Annotated in this window: 17 protein-coding genes and 2 pseudogenes; 14 read left to right on the top strand and 5 right to left on the bottom strand. The window is 72.0% G+C overall.

Annotation, left to right across the window (positions count from 1 at the left end; all coding sequences use genetic code 11):
• The first annotated feature begins 3 nt into the window (after window positions 1–3).
• The 8 genes and pseudogenes from clpB to SMA5143A_RS34165 all read left to right on the top strand — a co-directional run bounded on the left by clpB (window position 4) and on the right by SMA5143A_RS34165 (window position 10,645).
• A complete protein-coding gene (gene clpB / locus SMA5143A_RS34205) occupies window positions 4–2,625 on the top strand; it encodes an ATP-dependent chaperone ClpB (protein WP_107466714.1) in 2,622 nt (873 codons plus the stop codon).
• Window positions 2,626–2,742: 117 nt separating this feature from the next.
• Window positions 2,743–3,273, top strand: coding sequence for a YbjN domain-containing protein (locus tag SMA5143A_RS34200; protein WP_055515370.1), 531 nt, complete (start codon window positions 2,743–2,745; stop codon window positions 3,271–3,273).
• 578 nt (window positions 3,274–3,851) lie between these two features.
• A pseudogene (locus SMA5143A_RS34190) lies at window positions 3,852–4,274 on the top strand (DUF5753 domain-containing protein); the annotation flags it as partial.
• A gap of 34 nt (window positions 4,275–4,308) precedes the next feature.
• Complete coding sequence (locus SMA5143A_RS44250; RefSeq protein WP_107466713.1) at window positions 4,309–4,518, top strand: DUF397 domain-containing protein; 210 nt, start codon at window positions 4,309–4,311, stop codon at window positions 4,516–4,518.
• Between the two features lie 297 nt (window positions 4,519–4,815).
• A complete protein-coding gene (locus tag SMA5143A_RS34180; protein ID WP_181362137.1) occupies window positions 4,816–5,760 on the top strand; it encodes a hypothetical protein in 945 nt (314 codons plus the stop codon).
• 67 nt (window positions 5,761–5,827) lie between these two features.
• A complete protein-coding gene (locus SMA5143A_RS34175) occupies window positions 5,828–6,484 on the top strand; it encodes a DUF433 domain-containing protein (RefSeq protein ID WP_107466712.1) in 657 nt (218 codons plus the stop codon).
• Between the two features lie 31 nt (window positions 6,485–6,515).
• Window positions 6,516–6,893, top strand: a complete 378-nt coding sequence (locus tag SMA5143A_RS44245) for a hypothetical protein (protein ID WP_258193902.1) — start codon at window positions 6,516–6,518, stop codon at window positions 6,891–6,893.
• Between the two features lie 56 nt (window positions 6,894–6,949).
• A complete protein-coding gene (locus SMA5143A_RS34165; RefSeq protein WP_107466711.1) occupies window positions 6,950–10,645 on the top strand; it encodes a BTAD domain-containing putative transcriptional regulator in 3,696 nt (1,231 codons plus the stop codon).
• A 243-nt stretch (window positions 10,646–10,888) separates the two neighbouring features.
• Here SMA5143A_RS34165 and SMA5143A_RS34160 read toward each other — a convergent pair whose 3' ends face one another.
• Both SMA5143A_RS34160 and SMA5143A_RS34155 read right to left on the bottom strand, forming a co-directional pair.
• A complete protein-coding gene (locus SMA5143A_RS34160; protein ID WP_146193993.1) occupies window positions 10,889–11,464 on the bottom strand; it encodes a hypothetical protein in 576 nt (191 codons plus the stop codon).
• Window positions 11,465–11,682: 218 nt separating this feature from the next.
• A pseudogene (locus SMA5143A_RS34155) lies at window positions 11,683–11,988 on the bottom strand (aminotransferase class I/II-fold pyridoxal phosphate-dependent enzyme); the annotation flags it as partial.
• 100 nt (window positions 11,989–12,088) lie between these two features.
• Here SMA5143A_RS34155 and SMA5143A_RS34150 point away from each other — a divergent pair.
• Window positions 12,089–12,358 carry a type II toxin-antitoxin system Phd/YefM family antitoxin gene (locus tag SMA5143A_RS34150; RefSeq protein WP_107466709.1) on the top strand — a complete coding sequence of 90 codons (270 nt, stop codon included), beginning with the start codon at window positions 12,089–12,091 and terminating at the stop codon, window positions 12,356–12,358.
• Entirely contained in the window at window positions 12,351–12,614 is a 264-nt protein-coding gene (locus SMA5143A_RS34145; RefSeq protein ID WP_005483716.1) for a type II toxin-antitoxin system RelE family toxin, read from the top strand. Before SMA5143A_RS34150 ends, SMA5143A_RS34145 begins: the two co-directional genes overlap by 8 nt.
• Window positions 12,615–12,630: 16 nt before the next feature.
• On the opposite strand, the gene SMA5143A_RS34140 is transcribed toward SMA5143A_RS34145, so the two are convergent.
• Window positions 12,631–13,854, bottom strand: a complete 1,224-nt coding sequence (locus tag SMA5143A_RS34140) for a pyridoxal phosphate-dependent aminotransferase (RefSeq protein WP_107466708.1) — start codon at window positions 13,852–13,854, stop codon at window positions 12,631–12,633.
• Between the two features lie 466 nt (window positions 13,855–14,320).
• Here SMA5143A_RS34140 and SMA5143A_RS34130 point away from each other — a divergent pair, with 466 nt between their 5' ends.
• A complete protein-coding gene (locus SMA5143A_RS34130) occupies window positions 14,321–14,545 on the top strand; it encodes a hypothetical protein (protein ID WP_055524027.1) in 225 nt (74 codons plus the stop codon).
• A 258-nt stretch (window positions 14,546–14,803) separates the two neighbouring features.
• On the opposite strand, the gene SMA5143A_RS43195 is transcribed toward SMA5143A_RS34130, so the two are convergent.
• On the bottom strand, window positions 14,804–15,085 hold the full coding sequence (locus tag SMA5143A_RS43195; RefSeq protein WP_181362136.1) for a hypothetical protein: 282 nt from the start codon (window positions 15,083–15,085) through the stop codon (window positions 14,804–14,806).
• Window positions 15,086–15,602: 517 nt separating this feature from the next.
• Between SMA5143A_RS43195 and SMA5143A_RS34120 the strand changes: the two genes are divergently transcribed.
• The 3 genes from SMA5143A_RS34120 (at window position 15,603) to SMA5143A_RS34110 (ending at window position 19,285) form a co-directional block, all read left to right on the top strand.
• Entirely contained in the window at window positions 15,603–16,124 is a 522-nt protein-coding gene (locus tag SMA5143A_RS34120) for a DUF2617 family protein (RefSeq protein ID WP_055524030.1), read from the top strand.
• A 345-nt stretch (window positions 16,125–16,469) separates the two neighbouring features.
• The gene (locus SMA5143A_RS34115) at window positions 16,470–18,248 is read left to right on the top strand and encodes a polyamine aminopropyltransferase (RefSeq protein ID WP_258193886.1); all 1,779 of its coding nucleotides are present in this window, start codon (window positions 16,470–16,472) and stop codon (window positions 18,246–18,248) included.
• A 116-nt stretch (window positions 18,249–18,364) separates the two neighbouring features.
• Window positions 18,365–19,285 (top strand): SRPBCC family protein, encoded by a 921-nt coding sequence (locus SMA5143A_RS34110; RefSeq protein WP_181362135.1) that lies wholly within the window; start codon window positions 18,365–18,367, stop codon window positions 19,283–19,285.
• Between the two features lie 10 nt (window positions 19,286–19,295).
• Here SMA5143A_RS34110 and SMA5143A_RS34105 read toward each other — a convergent pair whose 3' ends face one another.
• Window positions 19,296–19,514, bottom strand: coding sequence for a hypothetical protein (locus SMA5143A_RS34105; protein ID WP_107466705.1), 219 nt, complete (start codon window positions 19,512–19,514; stop codon window positions 19,296–19,298).
• Window positions 19,515–19,532: the final 18 nt, after the last annotated feature.

The following is a 19,532-nucleotide window of genomic DNA, read 5'->3' as shown; positions in this document are numbered from 1 at the left end:
AACGTGGACGCCGAGCTGACCAACAGGAGCCGGGACGCGATCAACGCGGCCAGCAGCCGGGCCGTGTCCGAGGGGCACCCGGACTTCACCCCCGCCCATTTGCTGCTGGCTCTGCTCCAGGGCCAGGACAACGAGAACATCACCGACCTGCTCGCCGCCGTCGACGCCGACCAGGCGGCCGTCCGCGCCGGCGCGGAGAAGGTCCTCGCGGGCCTGCCCAGCGTGACCGGCTCCACCGTGTCGCCGCCCCAGCCCAACCGCGAGCTGCTCGCCGTGGTCGCCGACGCCCAGTCCCGGGCCAGGGACCTGGGCGACGAGTACGTCTCCACCGAGCACCTCCTGATCGGGATCGCCGCGAAGGGCGGCCAGGCCGGGGACGTACTCTCCAGGCAGGGTGCGAACGCCGAGAAGCTTCTGGAGGCGTTCCGGAAGGCCAGGGGAGGACGCCGGGTGACCACAGCCGATCCGGAGGGGCAGTACAAGGCCCTGGAGAAGTTCGGTACGGACTTCACCGCCGCCGCGCGGGAGGGCAAGCTCGACCCCGTCATCGGCCGGGACCAGGAGATCCGCCGGGTCGTCCAGGTCCTGTCCCGCCGCACCAAGAACAACCCGGTCCTCATCGGTGAACCCGGCGTCGGCAAGACCGCCGTCGTCGAGGGCCTCGCCCAGCGGATCGTCAAGGGCGACGTGCCCGAGTCCCTCAAGGACAAGCGGCTCGTCGCGCTCGATCTCGGCGCCATGGTCGCCGGCGCGAAGTACCGCGGTGAGTTCGAGGAGCGCCTGAAGACCGTCCTCGCCGAGATCAAGGACTCCGACGGGCAGATCATCACCTTCATCGACGAGCTGCACACCGTCGTCGGCGCGGGCGCCGGCGGCGACTCCGCGATGGACGCCGGCAACATGCTGAAGCCGATGCTGGCCCGCGGCGAGCTGCGCATGGTCGGCGCCACCACCCTCGACGAGTACCGCGAGCGCATCGAGAAGGACCCGGCGCTGGAGCGCCGCTTCCAGCAGGTCCTCGTCTCCGAGCCCACCGTCGAGGACACCATCGCGATCCTGCGCGGACTCAAGGGCCGCTACGAGGCCCACCACAAGGTCCAGATCGCCGACGCGGCCCTGGTCGCCGCCGCCACCCTCTCCGACCGGTACATCACCTCCCGCTTCCTGCCCGACAAGGCCATCGACCTCGTCGACGAGTCCGCCTCCCGGCTGCGCATGGAGATCGACTCCTCGCCCGTCGAGATCGACGAGCTCCAGCGCGCCGTCGACCGGCTGAAGATGGAGGAGCTGGCTCTCGACAAGGAGACCGACGCCGCCTCCCGCGAGCGCCTCGAACGGCTCCGCCGCGACCTCGCCGACAAGGAGGAGGAGCTGCGCGGCCTGAACGCCCGCTGGGAGAAGGAGAAGCAGTCCCTCAACCGCGTCGGCGAACTGAAGGAGAAGCTCGACGACCTGCGCGGCCAGGCGGAGCGGGCCCAGCGCGACGGGGACTTCGACACCGCCTCCAAGCTGCTCTACGGCGAGATCCCCACCCTGGAGAAGGCCCTGGAGGCCGCCTCCGAGGCGGAGGAGGCGTTGACATCTTCCGCCTCCGGCGGGGGTGCCAAGGACACCATGGTCAAGGACGAGGTCGGCGCCGACGACATCGCCGACGTCGTCGCCTCCTGGACCGGCATCCCCGCCGGGCGCCTGCTGGAGGGCGAGACCCAGAAGCTGCTCCGTATGGAGGACGAGCTGGGCCGCCGCCTCATCGGCCAGACCGAGGCCGTGCGCGCCGTGTCCGACGCGGTACGGCGCTCCCGCGCGGGCATCGCCGACCCGGACCGCCCGACCGGCTCGTTCCTCTTCCTCGGCCCGACCGGTGTCGGCAAGACCGAGCTGGCGAAGGCCCTCGCCGACTTCCTCTTCGACGACGAGCGGGCCATGGTCCGCATCGACATGTCGGAGTACAGCGAGAAGCACAGCGTGGCCCGCCTGGTCGGCGCCCCGCCCGGCTACATCGGCTACGAGGAGGGCGGCCAGCTCACCGAGGCCGTCCGCCGCCGCCCGTACAGCGTGGTGCTGCTGGACGAGGTGGAGAAGGCCCACCCGGAGGTCTTCGACATCCTGCTCCAGGTGCTCGACGACGGCCGCCTCACCGACGGACAGGGCCGGACGGTCGACTTCCGCAACACCATCCTGATCCTCACCTCCAACCTGGGCAGCCAGTTCCTGGTCGACCCGGTCACCACCGAGACGGAGAAGAAGGAGCAGGTCCTGGAGGTGGTCCGGGCCTCCTTCAAGCCGGAGTTCCTCAACCGCCTCGACGACCTCGTGGTCTTCTCCGCCCTCGACAAGGCCGAGCTGGAGCGGATCGCGGGCCTCCAGATCGACCGACTCGCCAAACGGCTCGCCGAGCGCCGCCTCACCCTGGAGGTCACCCCGGCGGCCCTCGCGTGGCTCGCCGACGAGGGCAACGACCCGGCGTACGGTGCCCGCCCGCTGCGCCGTCTCGTGCAGACCGCGATCGGTGACCGGCTCGCCAAGGAGATCCTGGCCGGCGAGGTCAAGGACGGCGACACGGTCCGCGTCGACGCCTTCGGCGATGGGCTGATCGTGGGTCCGGCGACCGGAAAGACCCTGTAGTTCACGACTGCCCGATGAGGCAGGTTGCCCGGTGGGGGGCAAGGGAGAGAGGGTGGGCTATGACGTCTGGTCTCAGCGACGGCCGGACGAGCCAGACGACAGTTGGAGTGTCCAAGTATGTCCATCGACCCGTCCTCGATTCCGAACTTCGGGGGCCAGCCCGAGCCGCAGCCCGGCCCCCCGCCGGGCCCCGTGGTGCCGGATCAGGACCTCGTGAAGCAGCTCCTCGACCAGATGGAGCTCAAGTACGTCGTCGACGACGAGGGTGACCTCGCGGCGCCGTGGGAGGAGTTCCGCACCTACTTCATGTTCCGGGGCGAGGGCGACCAGCAGGTCTTCTCGGTGCGCACGTTCTACGACCGTCCGCACCAGATCACCGAGAAGCAGGCCCTGCTGGAGACCATCGACGACTGGAACCGCCGCACCCTGTGGCCCAAGGTCTACAGCCACACCCACGACGACGGCACGGTCCGTCTCATCGGTGAGGCCCAGCTCCTGATCGGCACCGGCGTCAGCCTGGAGCACTTCGTCTCCTCGACCGTCAGCTGGGTCCGCGCCGCCATCGAGTTCGACAAGTGGCTCGTCGAGCAGCTCGGCCTCGCCGAGGACATCGACGAGTCCGACAAGCCCGAGAGCGACGACGAGTAGTCCTTCCCTCAGGGTCATTGCACCAGAGCGCACCCGGTTGATCACCGTCAGGTACGCCCGTAGACATAGGAGAGCCCGGCCAGGGCGGTGACCACCCCGGTGGCCTGCCAGGGCCGGGCTCTAGCCGTAAGGGCGAGGGCGAGCGCCAGGGGGAGCAGCGGCGCGAACGCCGGCAGCGCCACCGCCGAGGCCACCGCGAGCCCGTTCGGCCGGGACGGCCCCGCCGGCCCCGCGGGCGCCCGCCCCCACCCAGCGCCCGGTGAGCACCGCGTACAGCGCCCAGGCCGCGCACGCGGTGAGCAGCGGCTCCGTGTACGGCATCGACCGCACCACCGAGTGGGCAGCGGCCCCCACAGCAGGACCAGCGCGGTCCCGGCGGCGGGACCGTACAGCCGGGCCCCGACCGCGTACATCCCGCAGGCGGCCACCGGCGTCGGCAGACGGCGCATGCCCTTCGGGCTCGGCCAACGGTGCAGGTCGACAGGAAGGGCCGGTAGTCGTTCAGCGCCCTGTCCCAGCCGGCGCCCTAGAAGGGGCGCCGGCCGGGTCCCGGCCGCTTGAACCCGACCTCCGGGGCCGTGACGTCGTCGCTCGGTCGAACGCTCAGCAGCGAGGAGCAGTTGGAAGAGCGGGTCGCCCTTCGTATGGGACGGCAGGAGCGCCTTGGTACGCCTGATCGGCCCGAGCTGTGGGTGGTGCTCGACGAGGCGGTACTCAGACGTCCGGTCGGTGGCCGGGAGGTGATGGGTGAGCAGTTGACGCGGCTGCTCGGAACCATGACGGAACCTCACATCACCGTGCAGGTACTGCCGTTCGACCAAGGTGAGCACGATGCTTTGGGCGGATCGCTCACGGTGCTCACCATGCCGGACGACTCGGAGATCGCCTACACGGAAGGCGCGCACTACGGCCAACTCATCGAGGATCCGGACGAAGTCAGGAGTTTCGCGCTGACTTACGATCGGCTGCGGGCGGCAGCTCTGCCCCCGCCCATGTCGCTCGACATGATCCGATCCGTGATGGAGGACAACCACCGTGGAGCCAACGTCCCGTCCCGATCTGAACGGCGTCGCCTGGCGCAAGAGCAGCTACAGCAATCAGGAGGGAGGCGACTGCGTGGAGGTGGCCGACCCGTTCCGAGGGGCCGTCGTCCCGGTCCGTGACAGCAAGGTCCCGCACGGTCCAGCGCTGTACTTCGACGCCGTCTCCTGGGCCGCTTTCATAGGCGAGTTGAAGGGCGGGTAGTACGACCGCCCCTGGGGCAGCCGGGCCCTGGCCGCCGTCCGTCTTCCGGGCTCACCGGACCCTTGTCCACGAGGGTCCGGCGGGCCACTGACCTCCCCAAAGAACCGAGGGAAAGAACTACCCGCCCACCCACCCACCCCGGCCGGGAGGCCCACGTCACCCGTCCGAGTGACCGGTTTGCAGGTGCGGGATGCGGACGGCTACGTTCGCCGCGACAACCGCACAAAGACTTCGGCCCTCGGCCGGGACGGCAATCCCGAACGAGGGCCTGACCGATCAGGAAGAAGCACCTTCCCGATGGCTGACCCGCAGTCTAACGCGCCCCTGCGCGCCGACGCCGGAGCACCGACCTCCGGCGTGATCCACGTACGCACCCGCCTCACGGCCGACTTCACGGTGATCTCCAACGCCCTCGCCCAGCGGCGCGGCAGCGCGGTCACGGTCGGCGTGGCGGCGTACATCTCCTCCCTCCCCACCGGCACCCTCGTGAGCATCGCCGCCCTGTGCGAGCACTTCGACGAGGGCGAGATCCTCATCTCGCGAGCGCTGAGGGAGTTGGAAGCGGCCGGATACCTGGAACGCCGCCGCGAACGGACGCCCACCGGGCAGGTCCGCACCCGGACGTACTTCTACGACGTACCCGGCGGCGAACCAGACCCGGACCCGGACCCGAACGGGCCTCCCAAGCCCCCCGGGCCTCGTCGCCCCCGGAAGCAGTCCGCCACGGCCACGCCCGCGCCCGGGGCTGTGCGGGACACGGAGGAGGCACCTGTACCGGGGGAGGAGACGACGGCGGAGACAGCGGATCCGGAAGCACAGGCCGAGACCGAGTCCAAGCCCGAGGCACCGGCCCCGCTCGCCGACGCCGACCCCCGAGCCATCGCCGTACTCGCCGGCCTCCGCCGGGTCGACCCCCGTCTTGTCCTGTCCGAGCGGGAAGCCGCCCGCCTCGCCCCGGCGGTCACCCGGTGGCTCGGGGCAGGTCTGCTGCCCACCCAGATCACCGACCACCTCACCGCACGACTCCCGGCAGACCTCCTCGTCCGGCCGGTCGGCATCCTGGCCTACCGCCTCAAGGAGACACCCCTGACCGCACCGGCGACCACAACCCCCCAGACCCCGGAACGCCCAGTGGTCTTGGACATGCGGAACTGCGACGGCTGCGACCGGGGCTTCCGCTCGGCGGGACACAGCCACTGCCGGGACTGCCGGTCCCGGGGCCTACTTCCCGCGACCGGCTGAGCCGGCGGCCGGGTGTGCGGCCACCCGCAGGTGGGGTGCGGAAGCTGACGCCAAGCGGAGGTGGGGCCTGGTCGACAGGTTCACGGACGGGCTTCTGACGCCCACGGAAACAGCCTCCTGCCTTCAGATTCCCCAGTCGACCCTCACCTCGTGGCTGAAGGGCAAAGCCGCTGGAGCACCACTGGTCCACCAGGTGGAACCGGTGAGGAAAGGGCAGCCTTCGGTGCCGTTCATCGCGGTGGCCGAGGCGCACGCCCTTCGTTCCCTGCGTTCCCTGGGGCTCCGCATGAGCGAGATCAGAGAGGCCGCCGCCGCCGTACGGGACGCTCTCGACACTCCCTACGGCCTCGTCTCCAGGAGAATCGCCACATACGGGGTGGACATCTTCATCGAGCACGGCTGGGGTGATCTCCGCAGAGCCCGCGACGGCCAGGTCCTCATCCATGAGGTGGTCTCCGACTATCTCCGCTACCTCACCTGGGAACCGGGCGACGACTTCCCTTCCAGCCTGCGGCTGAGGCAGTACCAGGACTCCGTCCCCGTCGTGATCGACCCGAGGTTCGGCCACGGACTCCCTGTCGTGGCCGCGAACCGCGTCACGGTCCAGGCCATCACCGACCTGTGGGAGGCCGGGGAAACCGTCGAGGACATCGCGTACGACTACGACATGACGCCTGAGCAGGTGGACGCGCTCTGCCAGGCAGTGGTGCACCTTGTCGCCTGAGTTCTTCCTCGACCGGAATCTCGGTCGTCGGGTGGCGGAGGGGCTGAGAGCCTGTGGATGGACGGTTCACCGCATCGGGGACGTCTTCCCGCACGACGGCCAGGACATCCCGGACGAGGAGTGGATCACGCACGGTCTCGACCGCTGCTGGGTTCCACCGGGCGGTCGAGAAGGGCGGTCCGGCGGCCTACGCCGTGCGGCACGACCGCATCGAACGCACCTGGCCGTGAGGGGCCGGCGAAGGAAGGCCGACCATATGTGCGACGGGCGCGGCGCCCGGAGCCCGAGTCGGACACACGCTGGGCAAGGGCCCCTGTCACGGGGGAGCAGTCGACGCTACCGGCGGCTCGAAGCACCCGGTCCGTGCTCTGCCCTCGCCACGCCGAGAACTCACACCCTGCCTGCCTGATCGGTCCATGACATTATCGTCCGCCGCGGGGACAGGCACAGAGGAGGCAGGCAACGATGAGTCGGCATCCAGGGCCCAGCACACTGGGGGAACTGCTGCGCGGGTACCGGTTCGCGGCCGGGCTCGGCCAGCGGGCGCTGGCCGAGCGGGCGGGGATCAGCGTCCGGACCCTGCGTTACCTGGAGCAGGGCCAGATCCGCCGGCCGCACGCCGACTCGATCCAGCGCCTGGTGGCGGCGCTGAACCTGTCCGAGGCCGCGCGCACCCGGCTGCGGGAGGCCGGCGAAGCCGCAGTGTCCTCGCCGCGAACGGCGGGACTGCGCGTGTCGGTCCTCGGTCCTTTGGTGCTGCACCTCGACGGCAGCCCCGTCGAGGTCCCCTCAGTGCTCCAGCGCAGCCTGCTGGGACTGCTGGCCATGCAGCCGGGCGTGGTGGTCGGTACCGACGAGATCGTCGACGTGCTGTGGGGCGAGCAGCCGCCACGTACCTGTCGGCAGTTGGTGCAGACCTATGTCAGACACCTGCGTGATCTGATCGACCGCGACCGGCCGGGGCCCGACGCGGGGCGCGTGCTGCGGGCGACCAAAGGCGGGTACCTGGCCGATCTGTCGGCCGAGGAGTCCGATGTGGCCACCTTCGACGAGTTGCTCGGTCTGGCCCGGCGTGCCGAGGCCGGTGGAGACCGCGCTGCCACGCTGGAGGCATACGGCCGAGCGCTGCGGTGCTGGCGAGGACCGGTGCTGGCCGATGGCGGCGAGCGGATCCGGGTACATCCGACGGCGGTCGCGATCGGTGGTCGTCAGGTCACGGCGGCCGTAGCCCGGGCGGACCTGGCGCTCGCGCTCGGCAGCGCGGAGGAAGTGGTCGCCGACCTGCGAGAGCTCAGTGCGCGCGAGCCGTTGCACGAAGAGCTCGCCGGCCGGCTGATGCTGGCCCTGGCCTCGTGCGGGCAGCAGGCGGCGGCGCTCGACGTCTTCACGAGGATCAGCAGCCGGCTCGACGCCGACTTGGGTCTTCAGCCCTCCGCGGCACTGCGCGCCGCGCATCTGCGGGTACTGCGCGCGGACTTACCCCCGAAGCCACCCGCCTTACCCGCGTCACCCGACTTACCCGCGCCGGTGCCGGTATCACCCCACGCTGCCGACAGGCCGGTCCCGGCGCAGCTCCCCGGGCTGACGCTCGGCTTCACCGGCCGGGCCGATCAGTTGCGGCAGCTGGACTCCCTGCTCCCAGACCCGGCGACGGGCGACGGCCCTCACCAGACGGGAACGGTGCTCGCGGCGATCACCGGTACCGGTGGCGTGGGCAAAACCGCCCTGGCGGTGCACTGGGCGCATCGGGTACGCGATCGCTTCCCGGACGGCGAGCTGTTCGTGGACCTGCGAGGTCACTCGGCACAGGCTCCGGTGCGTCCGGTCGAGGCGCTGGCCCGGTTCCTGCTGGCGCTGGGCGTGGCAGCGGAGCGGATTCCCGGGACGCCCGAGGCCGCTGCCGACCTGTACCGCACACTGTCCGCCGGGCGGCGGATGCTTGTCGTCCTGGACAACGCAGTGGACCCGGAGCAGGTCCGGCCGTTGCTGCCCGGCGGGCTCGGCTGTGTGGTGCTGGTCACCAGCCGTGACCGGCTGGCCGGGCTGACAGCCCGTGACGGGGCCCGCCGTATCGGGGTGGACGTGCTCGCTCCCGAGGAGTCCCGGCTGCTGCTGCGCCGTATGCTCGGCGAGAGCCGGGTCGACGCGGACCCGCGGGCCGCGGCGGACCTCGCTCACGCCTGCGGCCACCTTCCGCTGGCCCTGCGGATCTCGGCCGCCAACGTCGACCACACCCCCTGGCGTACCCTGCGCGACCAGGCCGACGAACTCCGCGAGGGCGACCGGCTGACCGCCCTGTCCGTCACCGGTGACCAGACCACCGCCGTACGGACTGCCTTCAGTCTCTCCTACCAGGCCCTTGATGCCCCGGTTCGACGGATGTTCCGCCTGCTGGCCCTGCTGCCCGGCGCGGAGACCGGTCTGCGGGCCGCCGCCGTCGTCACGGGCACCACCGTCGAGGACGCCGCCCGGCTGGTGGAGCGGCTCACCGCCGCCCACCTGCTCCGCGAGCACCGGCCCGGACGCTACCGCTTCCATGACCTCGTGGCACTGTACGCCGCCGAACGGCTTCGCCTGGAGGAGACCAACGCCTCCCGCCGAGCCGCCTCCGACGCCCTCTACGACTGGCTGCTGGCCACGGTGGATCGCTGCGCGTCACTGCTCTACCCGGGGATGAAACAGCGCCTGCCCGGGGACGAAGACGCGGTCCGGAGCGCTGCGGCGCCGCCGGAGATCACCGACGCCGCGGCGGCGATGCGCTGGCTGGACGCCGAACTGCCCACCCTGGCGGCGGCCGTTCACCAGGCCGCCGCCGAGGGACGTCAGGCGGCCTGGCTGCTCGCCAACGCCCTGCGCGGCTACGCCTGGATCCGCAAGCACACGGTGGACTGGACGGCCCTCGGTCAGGCCGCTCTGGCCGCTGCCCGTGCCGCCGGAGAGCCTGTCGCCGAGGCCGCCATGCACCATCTACTCGGCCACGCGTACGTGCGGCAGAGCCACGTCGACACCGCGATCACCCACTTCGAGCAGTTGCTCGCCCTCGCCGAGGCCGCCGGCTGGCGGGAGGGCGCCGCCATCGCGCACACCAACCTCAGCATGGTCAGCCGGCTCAGCGGCCGGCTGCGGCGCAGCGCGGAGCACCTGGAGCGGGCCATGGAACTCGACCAGCAGGGCGGCCTGTCGGACGGGCACCCCGTCGTCCTCGGCAACCTCGCCCACGTGCTGCGTGACCTTGGCCGCCTGTCCGAGTCACTCGACTGCCTCGTTCGGGCGGAGCGCCTTCCGGCGGCCCTGGACAACCAGCACAACCAGATACGCAGGCAGGCAGACCTCGGCCGTACCCGGCACCTGCTCGGCGACACGGTGCAGGCGGCACGCCACCTTCAGGTGGCCCTGGCGATGGCCAGGGAGTGCGGCGACCTGGGAGGCGAGGCGTACGCGCTGCGGCTGACGGCCTCTGCCGCCAGGGACGCGGGCGACCTCGTCCGAGCCCTGGAACTGGCACGGACCGCCGCCGCCCTCAGCGACCAGGACATCGACGACTACTTCCGGGCCGCCGCCCGCCTCACCCTCGGCAGTGTGCTGCTCGCCCTTGGCCGCCACGGCGAAGCCTCCGACGCATGGCGGGAGGCGCTGAAGCTGGCCCGTGAGCGCGGCGCGCATGATCTGGAGGCGCGCTCACTGATCGGGCTGGCGTCCGGTCGGCGTCCCCTGGACCGCGAACAGGCGGCCACGGCGCTGGGCATCGCCCGCCGCACGGAGTACGTCCTGGTGCAGGGCGAGGCGCTGACCGTCCTGGCCCGCGGCGGTCTGGAACACGGCGAACCCGCCGTCGCGGCCGACTACGCCCGCCAGGCCCTGGCCATGCACCGCCGTTCCGGCCACCGCAAGGGTCAGGCGCAGGCCCTGGACCTGCTCGGCCGGGCCGTGGACGCGACGTGCGAGGAGGACCCCGCGCCGTACCGGCGAGAGGCCCTGGAGATCTTCGACGCGCTCGGTGACCGGCACGCCGCAGCGCTTCGACGGCGGCTCGTCACGTCGGACGGGGGACTCGACGGGGGAATGGACGGGAAAATGGACCGCCCGCGCTGCGACACCGCGGGCGCCTCGGCCGATCCGACAGCATCCGGACCGGGCATCCCGCCCGCACCCGTGCCATGACCCGTGAGCCCGGAGCACGCCGGGAGTCGGCGTGGTCCGGGCTGCGTCGAGCAGGTGCGGCGGGACGGCGGCGACCTGTCCTGCCGTCCGAAGCGGTGCAGGGCGGTGTCGCGCCCGGGGGCGCTGACGCCTCCGGCAAGAGCGGGAGCCCCGGCGCGGTTCCCTGAGCCGGACGGCGTACCGGACGGTCTACCGGACGACGTGCGGTGGCCGAGGCGTCCCGGTCGTGGACCTGGTGTGGGGTCAGTTAGGGCTGATCTTGGTCCAGGTCAGTTCCCTCTGGTCGCCGTGGCGCCAGCCGCGGGTGCGGACCGGGTCGGTGCGGGGCTTGTCGCGCCCGTCGAGATAGGGGGTCCTGGCGTCGACGTTCTGCCCGCTGTCCAGGAAGGACTGCAGCGCCGCGGCCCCCCAGCCCTCCTGTCCTCCCCAGGACCAGAGTTCGTCGTTCCCGTTGCCGCTGCTTCCCTCGGGCTCCATCACCACGGGGAGCTCGTTGCCACCGTGGAAGGCCATCACCTGGTCCTTGCCCAGGTTGTACAGGGTGAACTGCCAGTCGGGGCCGAACTGCTTCCACCGGCAGTAGAAGTTGCCCTTGGCGGCATCCTTGGACACCATCCAGAGCGACTGGTTGTCGGGCGAGGCGCACAGCACCGCGTCGTTGAACCTGCCGTTCTGCAGCATCACCCCCGCGGCGGCGGGGGCGGCCGAGGCCGACGTGGCCGGCACAGCGGTGATGCAGAGCGCGGCGAGGCCGGCCGCTGCGGCGAGGCGGGCCCCGAGGCGGCCTCGGCTCCGAGAAACGCGAGTTGACGAAGACATGTGAAGAAACTCCCTACCTGTCGTCCAGGGCTGAGGACCCGGACAGGCTTCCCTGCCAGGTGTGTGTCCGTCCCTCCGCTGGCTCCGGAGTGGACATGTCAAAGGTAGGGAGGGGGTGTGTGTACCGCGCCGCACGCGCGACGCAGGTGAAATCCCCTGCTGGCGGCGGTGATGCGGCAAGAACCGGCAAGACGCGGGGCGGCGGTGAGCGGGCGCGGTCAGTGCGCGAATGCCGTGCGGAGCCGTTCGGCCGCGTCGGCCAGGACCTCCGTGCGCTTGCAGAAGGCGAAGCGGACGTAGGGTGCGCCCGTCCGGAACACCTCGAACCCGGCGTCCGCGAGCCCCGCCGACAGCAGGTCCCGCTTGGCCAGCAGGTCCGCGCGGAACGCGTCGAAGTAGGAGTCCGGCAGGGCGAGGGCCTCGGCGACGGCGTACTGGAACGGTCCGGACGCCACGTACGTCAGGTACTGCTTCGCCGCGCGCACGGCCGACACCAGCGCGGGCGCCGCCGTCACCCGGCCCACTCCGCGTTCGCGCACCCATTCTTATGCGGGTCCGAGGGCTACATCCCCGATCGACAGTGAGTCGTTGCGTACACATGGGTCACTCGGTACTCTTGAGCGCATGACGCAGCCCATGCCGATAGAGTCCATCCGCGATGTCCGGGCACACCTGGCCGAGGTCGTGGAGCGGGCCGACCGGGACGACGTACCTACCGTCATCACTCGGCGCGGCAAGCAGGTCGCCGCCGTGGTGTCCATCGAGGTGCTGCGCAAGTACCAGGAGTGGGAAGAGCGCGAGATCAACCGGATCATCGACGAGCGCATGGCCAATCCGGCACCCGGCATCCCGATCGAGGACATCATGAGGGAGACGCTGGCGCGCAGTGAGTGAGTACCGCACCGTCTTCCGAGCCGAGGCTCAGGCCGAACTCCGCAAGGTCCCGCGAGACATGGCCCTCCGCATTTTGGCCAAGCTGACTGAGCTGGAGAGCGACCCGACGGGGTTCAACACCACGGCCCTCGTCTCCCAGCCCGACCGCCGCCGACTCCGGGTGGGCGACTACCGCGTGATCTACACAATCGACAACGGCGAACTGGTGGTGTGGGTCGTACACGTCGGGCATCGCTCCACCGTCTATGACACCTGAGCGCTCCTGACATCGGTCAGCAGGCGAACGCCTTGCGGAGCCGTTCCGTCGCGTCCGCCAGCATCTCGGTGCGTTTGCAGAAGGCGAACCGTACGAACGGGGCGCCGGCCTCGCGGTGGTCGTAGAAGACCGCGTTCGGGATGGCCACCACGCCCGCGCGTTCGGGCAGGGCTCGGCAGAAGGCGAAGCCGTCGGTCTCGCCGAGGGAGCGGATGTCGGTGGTGATGAAGTACGTGCCCGCCGTCCGGAACACGTCGAACCCGGCGTCCGCCAGGCCCGTGGCCAGGACGTTCCGCTTGGTGAGCATGTCCGCGCGGAAGCCCTCGAAGTAACTGTCCGGCAGCGCGAGCGCCTCGGCGACGGCGTACTGGAACGGCCCGGACGCCACATAGGTGAGGTACTGCTTCGCCGAGCGCACGGCCGAGACGAGCACGGGCGCGCCGGTAACCCAGCCCACCTTCCACCCGGTGAACGAGAACGTCTTGCCGGCCGACCCGATGGTCACCGTGCGGTCGCGCATCCCCGGGAAGGTCGCCAGCGGCAGATGCTCGGCCTCGTCGAAGACCAGGTGCTCGTACACCTCGTCCGTCACCACCAGCAGGTCCCGCTCGACGGCCAGCTCCGCGATCGCCGTCAGCTCCGTACGGGTGAGGACCGTGCCGGTCGGGTTGTGCGGGGTGTTGATCAGCAGCAGCCGGGTCCGGTCGGTGACGGCGGCCCGCAGCTCGTCGAGGTCCAGCCGGAAACGCCCCTCGTGCGGCCGCAGCGTCACGGGGACCCGCCGCCCGCCCGCCATGGCGATGCACGCCGCGTACGAGTCGTAGTACGGCTCCAGGGCGACCACCTCGTCACCCGGCTCCAGCAGCCCCAGCAGGGCCGCCGCGATCGCCTCCGTGGCGCCCGCCGTGACGAGCACCTCCGTGTCCGGGTCGAACGTCAGCCCGTACCGCCGCAGCTGGTGCGCGGTGACTGCGGCGCGCAGCTCCGGCACGCCGGGCCCCGGCGGGTACTGGTTGCCGCGTCCGTCCCGCAGCGCCCGTACGGCGGCCTCGCGGATCTCCTCGGGACCGTCCGTGTCGGGGAAACCCTGGCCCAGGTTGATCGAGCCCGTCCGCTGGGCGAGCGCGGACATCTCCGCGAAGATCGTCGTCCCGAACTCGGCGAGCCGCCGGTTCAGCGGGGGCCGGGCAGCGGTGCCGGCGGGGTCTGCGGGGCGTGCGCTGGAGGTCATGGCCGTCATCCTCCGCCCAACCTCTGGAGTTGCTCAACTCTGCTTTGGGCCGTGGGAGGCGAGGGCATCCCCAGGTCACGCACGACCCGTGGGGGGTCTGCACGGGGGAACGAAAGGCTGGTGACGGAGATGGAGACCTTCCTCGTCTTCGGGGCGATCGTGCTGTTCGGTGTCCTGACGTCGCTGGGCGGGGGCTCGCGACGGCGCCGGCGCCGCGGCAGTTGGTGGGCCGACGGGGGGTCGTCCGGGGACTCCTGCGGAGGGGGTTCCTCGTGTGGCGGCGGGGGCTGTGGGGGTGGCGGCGGAGGCGGCGACTGACCGCGTACCTCTGGACTTGCTCAACTCCGCTTTGAACGCCCGCGCGCGCGGGCATCCCAGCGTCACGCTGGACGACGGGACGCCCACGGGGGCCGTCTCGCGGAACAACCGGGAACAACGGGGAACAACGGGGGACAACGGAAAGGGGGACGGTGCCATGGATATCGGCATCGTGGTGGGGATCGCCTGCATCGGACTGATCGTGGTGTTCGCCGTCATCGTCAGCTCCAGGAAGTCGGTACGGGCCGGTGCCTACGGCCGCCGCCGGGGCAGCTGGTGGGCCGACGGCGGGAACTCCGGCGGCGGGGGCTGCGGGGGCAGCTCCTCCTGCGGCGGAGGCTCCTCGTGCGGCGGCGGTGGCGGGTGCGGCGGCGGCAGCTGAGCCGGGGGGCTCGGCGGCACCGCACGGGTACAAAGCGAGGCACCCATGGGGGGCTGCTTCGGGGGACTGAGAGAAAGAGAAGGGGGGTGGCGCCATGGACGCGATCGTGATCCTGGTCATCATCCTGGGGGTCGTCTTCGTGGTGCTCACGACGGTCGTCGTGTCCGTCAGGAGAAGCACGGCCCGCGCGCTGCGATCGGGCAGCTACCGTACGGGCGGTTACGGCGGCGGGGGCGCCCGCCGCGGCAGCAGCCACAGTCACAGCGACACGCACCACGGCAGCGACCAGAGCTGGTGGGTGCTCGGCGGGGCCGCCGCCGTCGGCGACAGCGGTTCGTCCTCGTCGAGCGACAGCGGCTCGTCCTCGTCGGGCCACGACAGGCACTCCTCCGGGGGCGGCCACTCGTCCTGCGGCAGCAGCTCGTCGTCGTGCAGCAGTTCGTCGTCGTGCGGGAGCAGCTCGTCGTGCGGGTCGTCCTGCGGAGGCGGGGGCGGATGCGGTGGAGGCAGCTGACACGGGGCAGCCGAGCTCCACGACACGAGCGCCCGCCGGGATCGAACTCCCGGCGGGCGCTCGTGTGTCCGCCGAGCGGCTGATCGTCCGCCGAGCGGCGACCGTCCGCCGAGGGGCGGCCCCGTCGTACGTCCCGCTCCGCGGACCGCGTGCCCCAGGTGCACGCCTGGGTACGCCGGGAGGGTCCGGTTGGACGGCGGGCGCTCCTCGTCCTTCGCGCGCCTGCCGGAACGGGCGCATGAGTAGCACTTCCATAGCAGGGGCGCACGCCTGGTTGAACAGGTGAGCTGTACAGCCCTCGGGGGGATGGAAAGCACGTCAAGTTGGGTAAAAACGCTGTGGTGGCACCACAGTTCATGATTCCCTATAAATCGCCAACGCAGCCCCCCGGACGTCCCTCCCGGCAGGCCTGTCCTGGCTGACCGGACCGCTGGGACGTCGTCCCCACCCCGACCTGGCTGACCGGGCCCCACCTCCGGTGCCGAAGCGGGGTGCGCCGGACCACCCCTCTTCATCTTCTTTGCGTGCTAGCGGAGCCGACCCATGCTCACGACCCTGAACACGACCTACACCGACACCCGCGCGGCCGACCTGGCGTGGGCCCTGGGCCGCGAACCGCTGCCCGCGCTCGCCACACTCGACCTGGAACTCGCGGGCGCGAAGCTTCAGTTGCGGCTTCTCGGCGCGTCCCACCAGGTGCTCCTGGAAGAGGAGAGGGGCAGTCACTGTTCGGAGACGGTCGCCTGCATCCCGGGTTCCAGCACGCCCCTCCCGCTCGGGGTGGCCAAGAGGGTGGGCGACTGGGAGTACGAGTTCGCCGCCCGCGTCGAGGTGTTGTCGCCCGGCTCCTTCGCCGGCCGCGCCCAGGAACTCCTCGCGCTGGTCTCCGACCACCCCCACGGACTCGCCGGCGTCTTCCCCGGCAGCCCCCACGCCTTCACGGCGATGCTCGCGCAGCGCTACGAGGGGCAGGTGCACTGGCGTACGTGGCACGCGTATCCGCAGGACGGCCAACTGGTCGCCACGAGAACGAGAGTGGGGGTGCGGGTGTCGGTACCGCTGTGAGGGGGCCGGGCGCCCGGTAGCTCGGGAGTGCGCGGTTCGTTGGCGGGTGCGGGTTCGTCGTGGTTTCCCGCGCAGTTCCCCGCGCCCCTGGAGGGACGGGCCTGCGGCCCGTCCTCGCCAGAAGGGTCGGGCCTGCGGTTGAAAAGCACGGGCGCAGCCCGGTCGCTTTTCAGGGGCGCGAGGAACTGCGCGAACAACCCCCACCCACCCGCAGCCGCCCACGAAACAGCGCGCCCCCGAGCTACTAGGCACCCCGGCCCGAGCCATCAGGCAGCCGGCAGTCCACCGCAGACCACCCGTGTGGGTGACCCAGCCCCGCGCACACGCGACGGTAGCGTGCCAGGAGTGATCGAGCCGCACGCCCCCGCACCCCTAGGCGCCCCACTCTCATGGCGCGACCGAGGAGCCCCCGGCAGCGGCCCCGGTGACGGTCACGACGAGCGCGAGGGCACCCCCGGCAGACAGGACAGCACCCCCGGCAGACAGGACAGCACCCCCGGCAGACAGGACAGCACCCTCGGCGGACCCGGCCTCAGCGGTGGACCCGGTCTCCCCGGCGGAGCCGCCCGGCTCCCCGTCCGCCCCGGTCTCGGTCGCTTTCTCGTGCTCGCCGGTGTCTTCGTCTGCGCGGCCTGCGGACTCGTCTACGAACTGGAACTCGTCGCCCTCGCCTCGTACCTGATCGGCGACTCCGTCACCCAGGCCTCCGTCGTCCTCTCCGTCATGGTCTTCGCCATGGGCATCGGCTCCCTCGCCGCCAAACGCCTCCGCCCCCGCGCGGCCTTCGGCTTCGCCGCCATCGAGGCCGCCCTCGCCCTCGTCGGCGGCTCCAGCGCCCTCGCGCTGTACGCCGCGTTCGCGTGGACCGGCGACTGGGGCGGCGTCTGGGCCTCCGGCTCCCGCTGTCTCCTCGTCGCCTTCTCCCTGGCCATCGGCCTGCTCATCGGCGCCGAGGTTCCCCTCCTGATGGAGCTGATCCAGCGCATCCGCCGCCAGGACGCGGGCGGCGCGGTCGCCGACCTGTTCGCCGCGGACTACGTCGGCGCGCTGGTCGGCGGCCTCGCCTTCCCCTTCCTCCTGCTGCCCTGGCTCGGCCAGCTGACCGGCGCCCTGCTCACCGGCACCGTCAACGCCCTGGTCGGCGGCACCCTCGTCCTCGGCCTGTTCCACCACGATCTGAGCCGCCGCGCCCGCTGGCTGCTGCTCGGCGCCAACGCCGCCGTCCTCGCCCTGCTCGCCTCGGCCGCCGTCCACGTCGACGACTTCGAACGCGCCGCCCGGCGCGCGGTGTACGGCAACGACGTACGCGTCGCGGTGCAGACCGGCGTCCAGGAGATCGTCCTCACCGGCGGCCGCCACGGCCGGCCCCTCTCCCTCTTCCTCGACGGCCGTCTGCGCATCAGCGGCCGCGACGAGCACCGCTACCACCGGGCCCTCGTCCACCCCGCGATCGACGCGGGTCCGCACGCCCGCGTTCTCGTCCTGGGCGGCGGCGACGGCCTCGCCGCCCGCGAGGCCCTGCGCCACGACGGCGTACGGCGGGTGGACGTCGTCGAGCTCGACCCGGGTGTGCTGCGCCTCGCCCGCACCGACCCGGCGCTCTCCGCCCTCAACGGACACGCCTACGGCGACGCCCGCGTCCACGCCGTCACGGCCGACTCCTTCACCTGGCTGCGGCACACCCGTACGGCAGCCCCGTACGACGTCGTGATCGCCGACCTCCCCGACCCCGGCATCACGGACAGCGCGAAGCTGTACTCGCAGGAGTTCTACGGCCTCGCCCGCGAGGTCCTCGCCGCGGACGGCCGGCTGGTCGTCCACGCGGGCCCCGTGACGTCCCGCCCCGACGTCTTCTGGACGGTCGAGGCCACCCTGCGCGCCGCCGGGCTGCGCACCACGCCCTACCGGGTGGCCGCCCGCGCCCCCGGTTTCGTCACCCGCCCCGACCGCACGGCCCACACCGACCGCGTCCCGCACGACTGGGGGTTCGTCATCGCCACGCGCGACGCGGCGCGGGCGGGCCGTGCGGTGGACCTCGGCGGCACGGGCACCCGCCTCGGGGACACCGCCCGCGTCGCAGGGCTGCCCGCGTCGACGCTGGTGCATCCGAGGTACGCCCACTGAACCGGGCGCGACCCGCCCCGGTACCACGGGGCCGGTACGTCCGCCGGGGGCGGAACGCCAGCAATCACGCGTTTGTGCGGGTGCGGTACGGCGACTCGTGGGTAGGCTCCCCTGCCATGGAGCATGAGGTGTTCGTTCCGGTTCATGTCGACCGCCTCCGGGAGGCGCTGTCCGACCCCGAGCGGGTGGCCCGAGCGGTCCCCGGGCTCCAGCACGACGCGGGCACCCCACCCGTCGCCGGCCGCCTCAAGGTGCGCGCCGCCGGCCACACCATCACCTACCGCGGCGCCCTGCGGGTGTCCGGCGCCGACGACGGCTCGTACGTGGTCGAGGGCGACGCCACGGAGGTCCGCGGCAGCGGCACCGTACGGCTCGCCCTGACCATCCGCCTCACCTCCACCCCCGAGGGCACGACGCTCCACTTCACCGGCACGGCCACCGCCGACGGCCGCATCACCGAACTCCCCACCGACGCGGTCACCGCCGCCACGAGCCGCCTCCTGACCCGCTTCGCGGAAAAGCTGGGCAGGACGGCGCCGGAGGAGGCGGGACGGGACGGGAAGGACCCGGCGACCGAGGAGGCGAAGACCACGCCCGACACCGGCAGCGACGACGACCGCGACGACGCCGGAACCGGCGAGGGCGGCGACGCCGCAACCGGGGCCGCCGCAACCGGGGCCGCCGACGCCGGGGCCGGTGAGGAGGACGACTCCGATCTCGGGGCCGGGGTCGGGGAGGTGCCGCCGGCCTCCGTGTTCGAGGCCGAGGTGCCGCCGCCCTCGCTGGATCCGTTCGCCGAGGACGACTTCGTGGCCGGCGGTGATCCGCCGGCCGAGGCCGCGCACGCCCGGCGCACGATGATCGGCCGCAGCGCGGAAGAGGTCGACCACGCGCCACCGCGCGGCCGCTACGCCCCTGTCCCGGCCCCGGAGAGCGGCTCCGTCGGCACGGCCGCCCTCCGCTGGGCGGCCCCGGCGGCGGCCGTCGCCGTGGCCTCCGCCGTCATCGTGGCCCGGGCCCTGCGCCGGCGCCGCTGAGGCGCTGCGCCTACGCGCCCAGGCCCAGCAGGGCTATCTCCAGCGGGAGCACCGGGCGCTCGGGCAGGGCGGGCGGCTCCTCGCCGCGACCCGTGTGCGTGGGCGGAACCGGACGCAGCCCCTTGATGCCCCCGGCGGCCCATCCCGCGTCCGTCGGCGGCATCGACAACGTCAGACGCCGCCCGTCCGCCAGTGTGGTCTCGAGCTTGGTCGTGTCGTCCGCCTGCATGGCAAACCGCCTCTCGTC

Origin of the sequence: Streptomyces sp. MA5143a, from assembly GCF_900290235.1 — a bacterium.
GTDB lineage: Bacteria > Actinomycetota > Actinomycetes > Streptomycetales > Streptomycetaceae > Streptomyces.
Note: the sequence above shows the minus strand (reverse complement) of the source record. Positions and strands in the feature narration are given on the sequence as shown.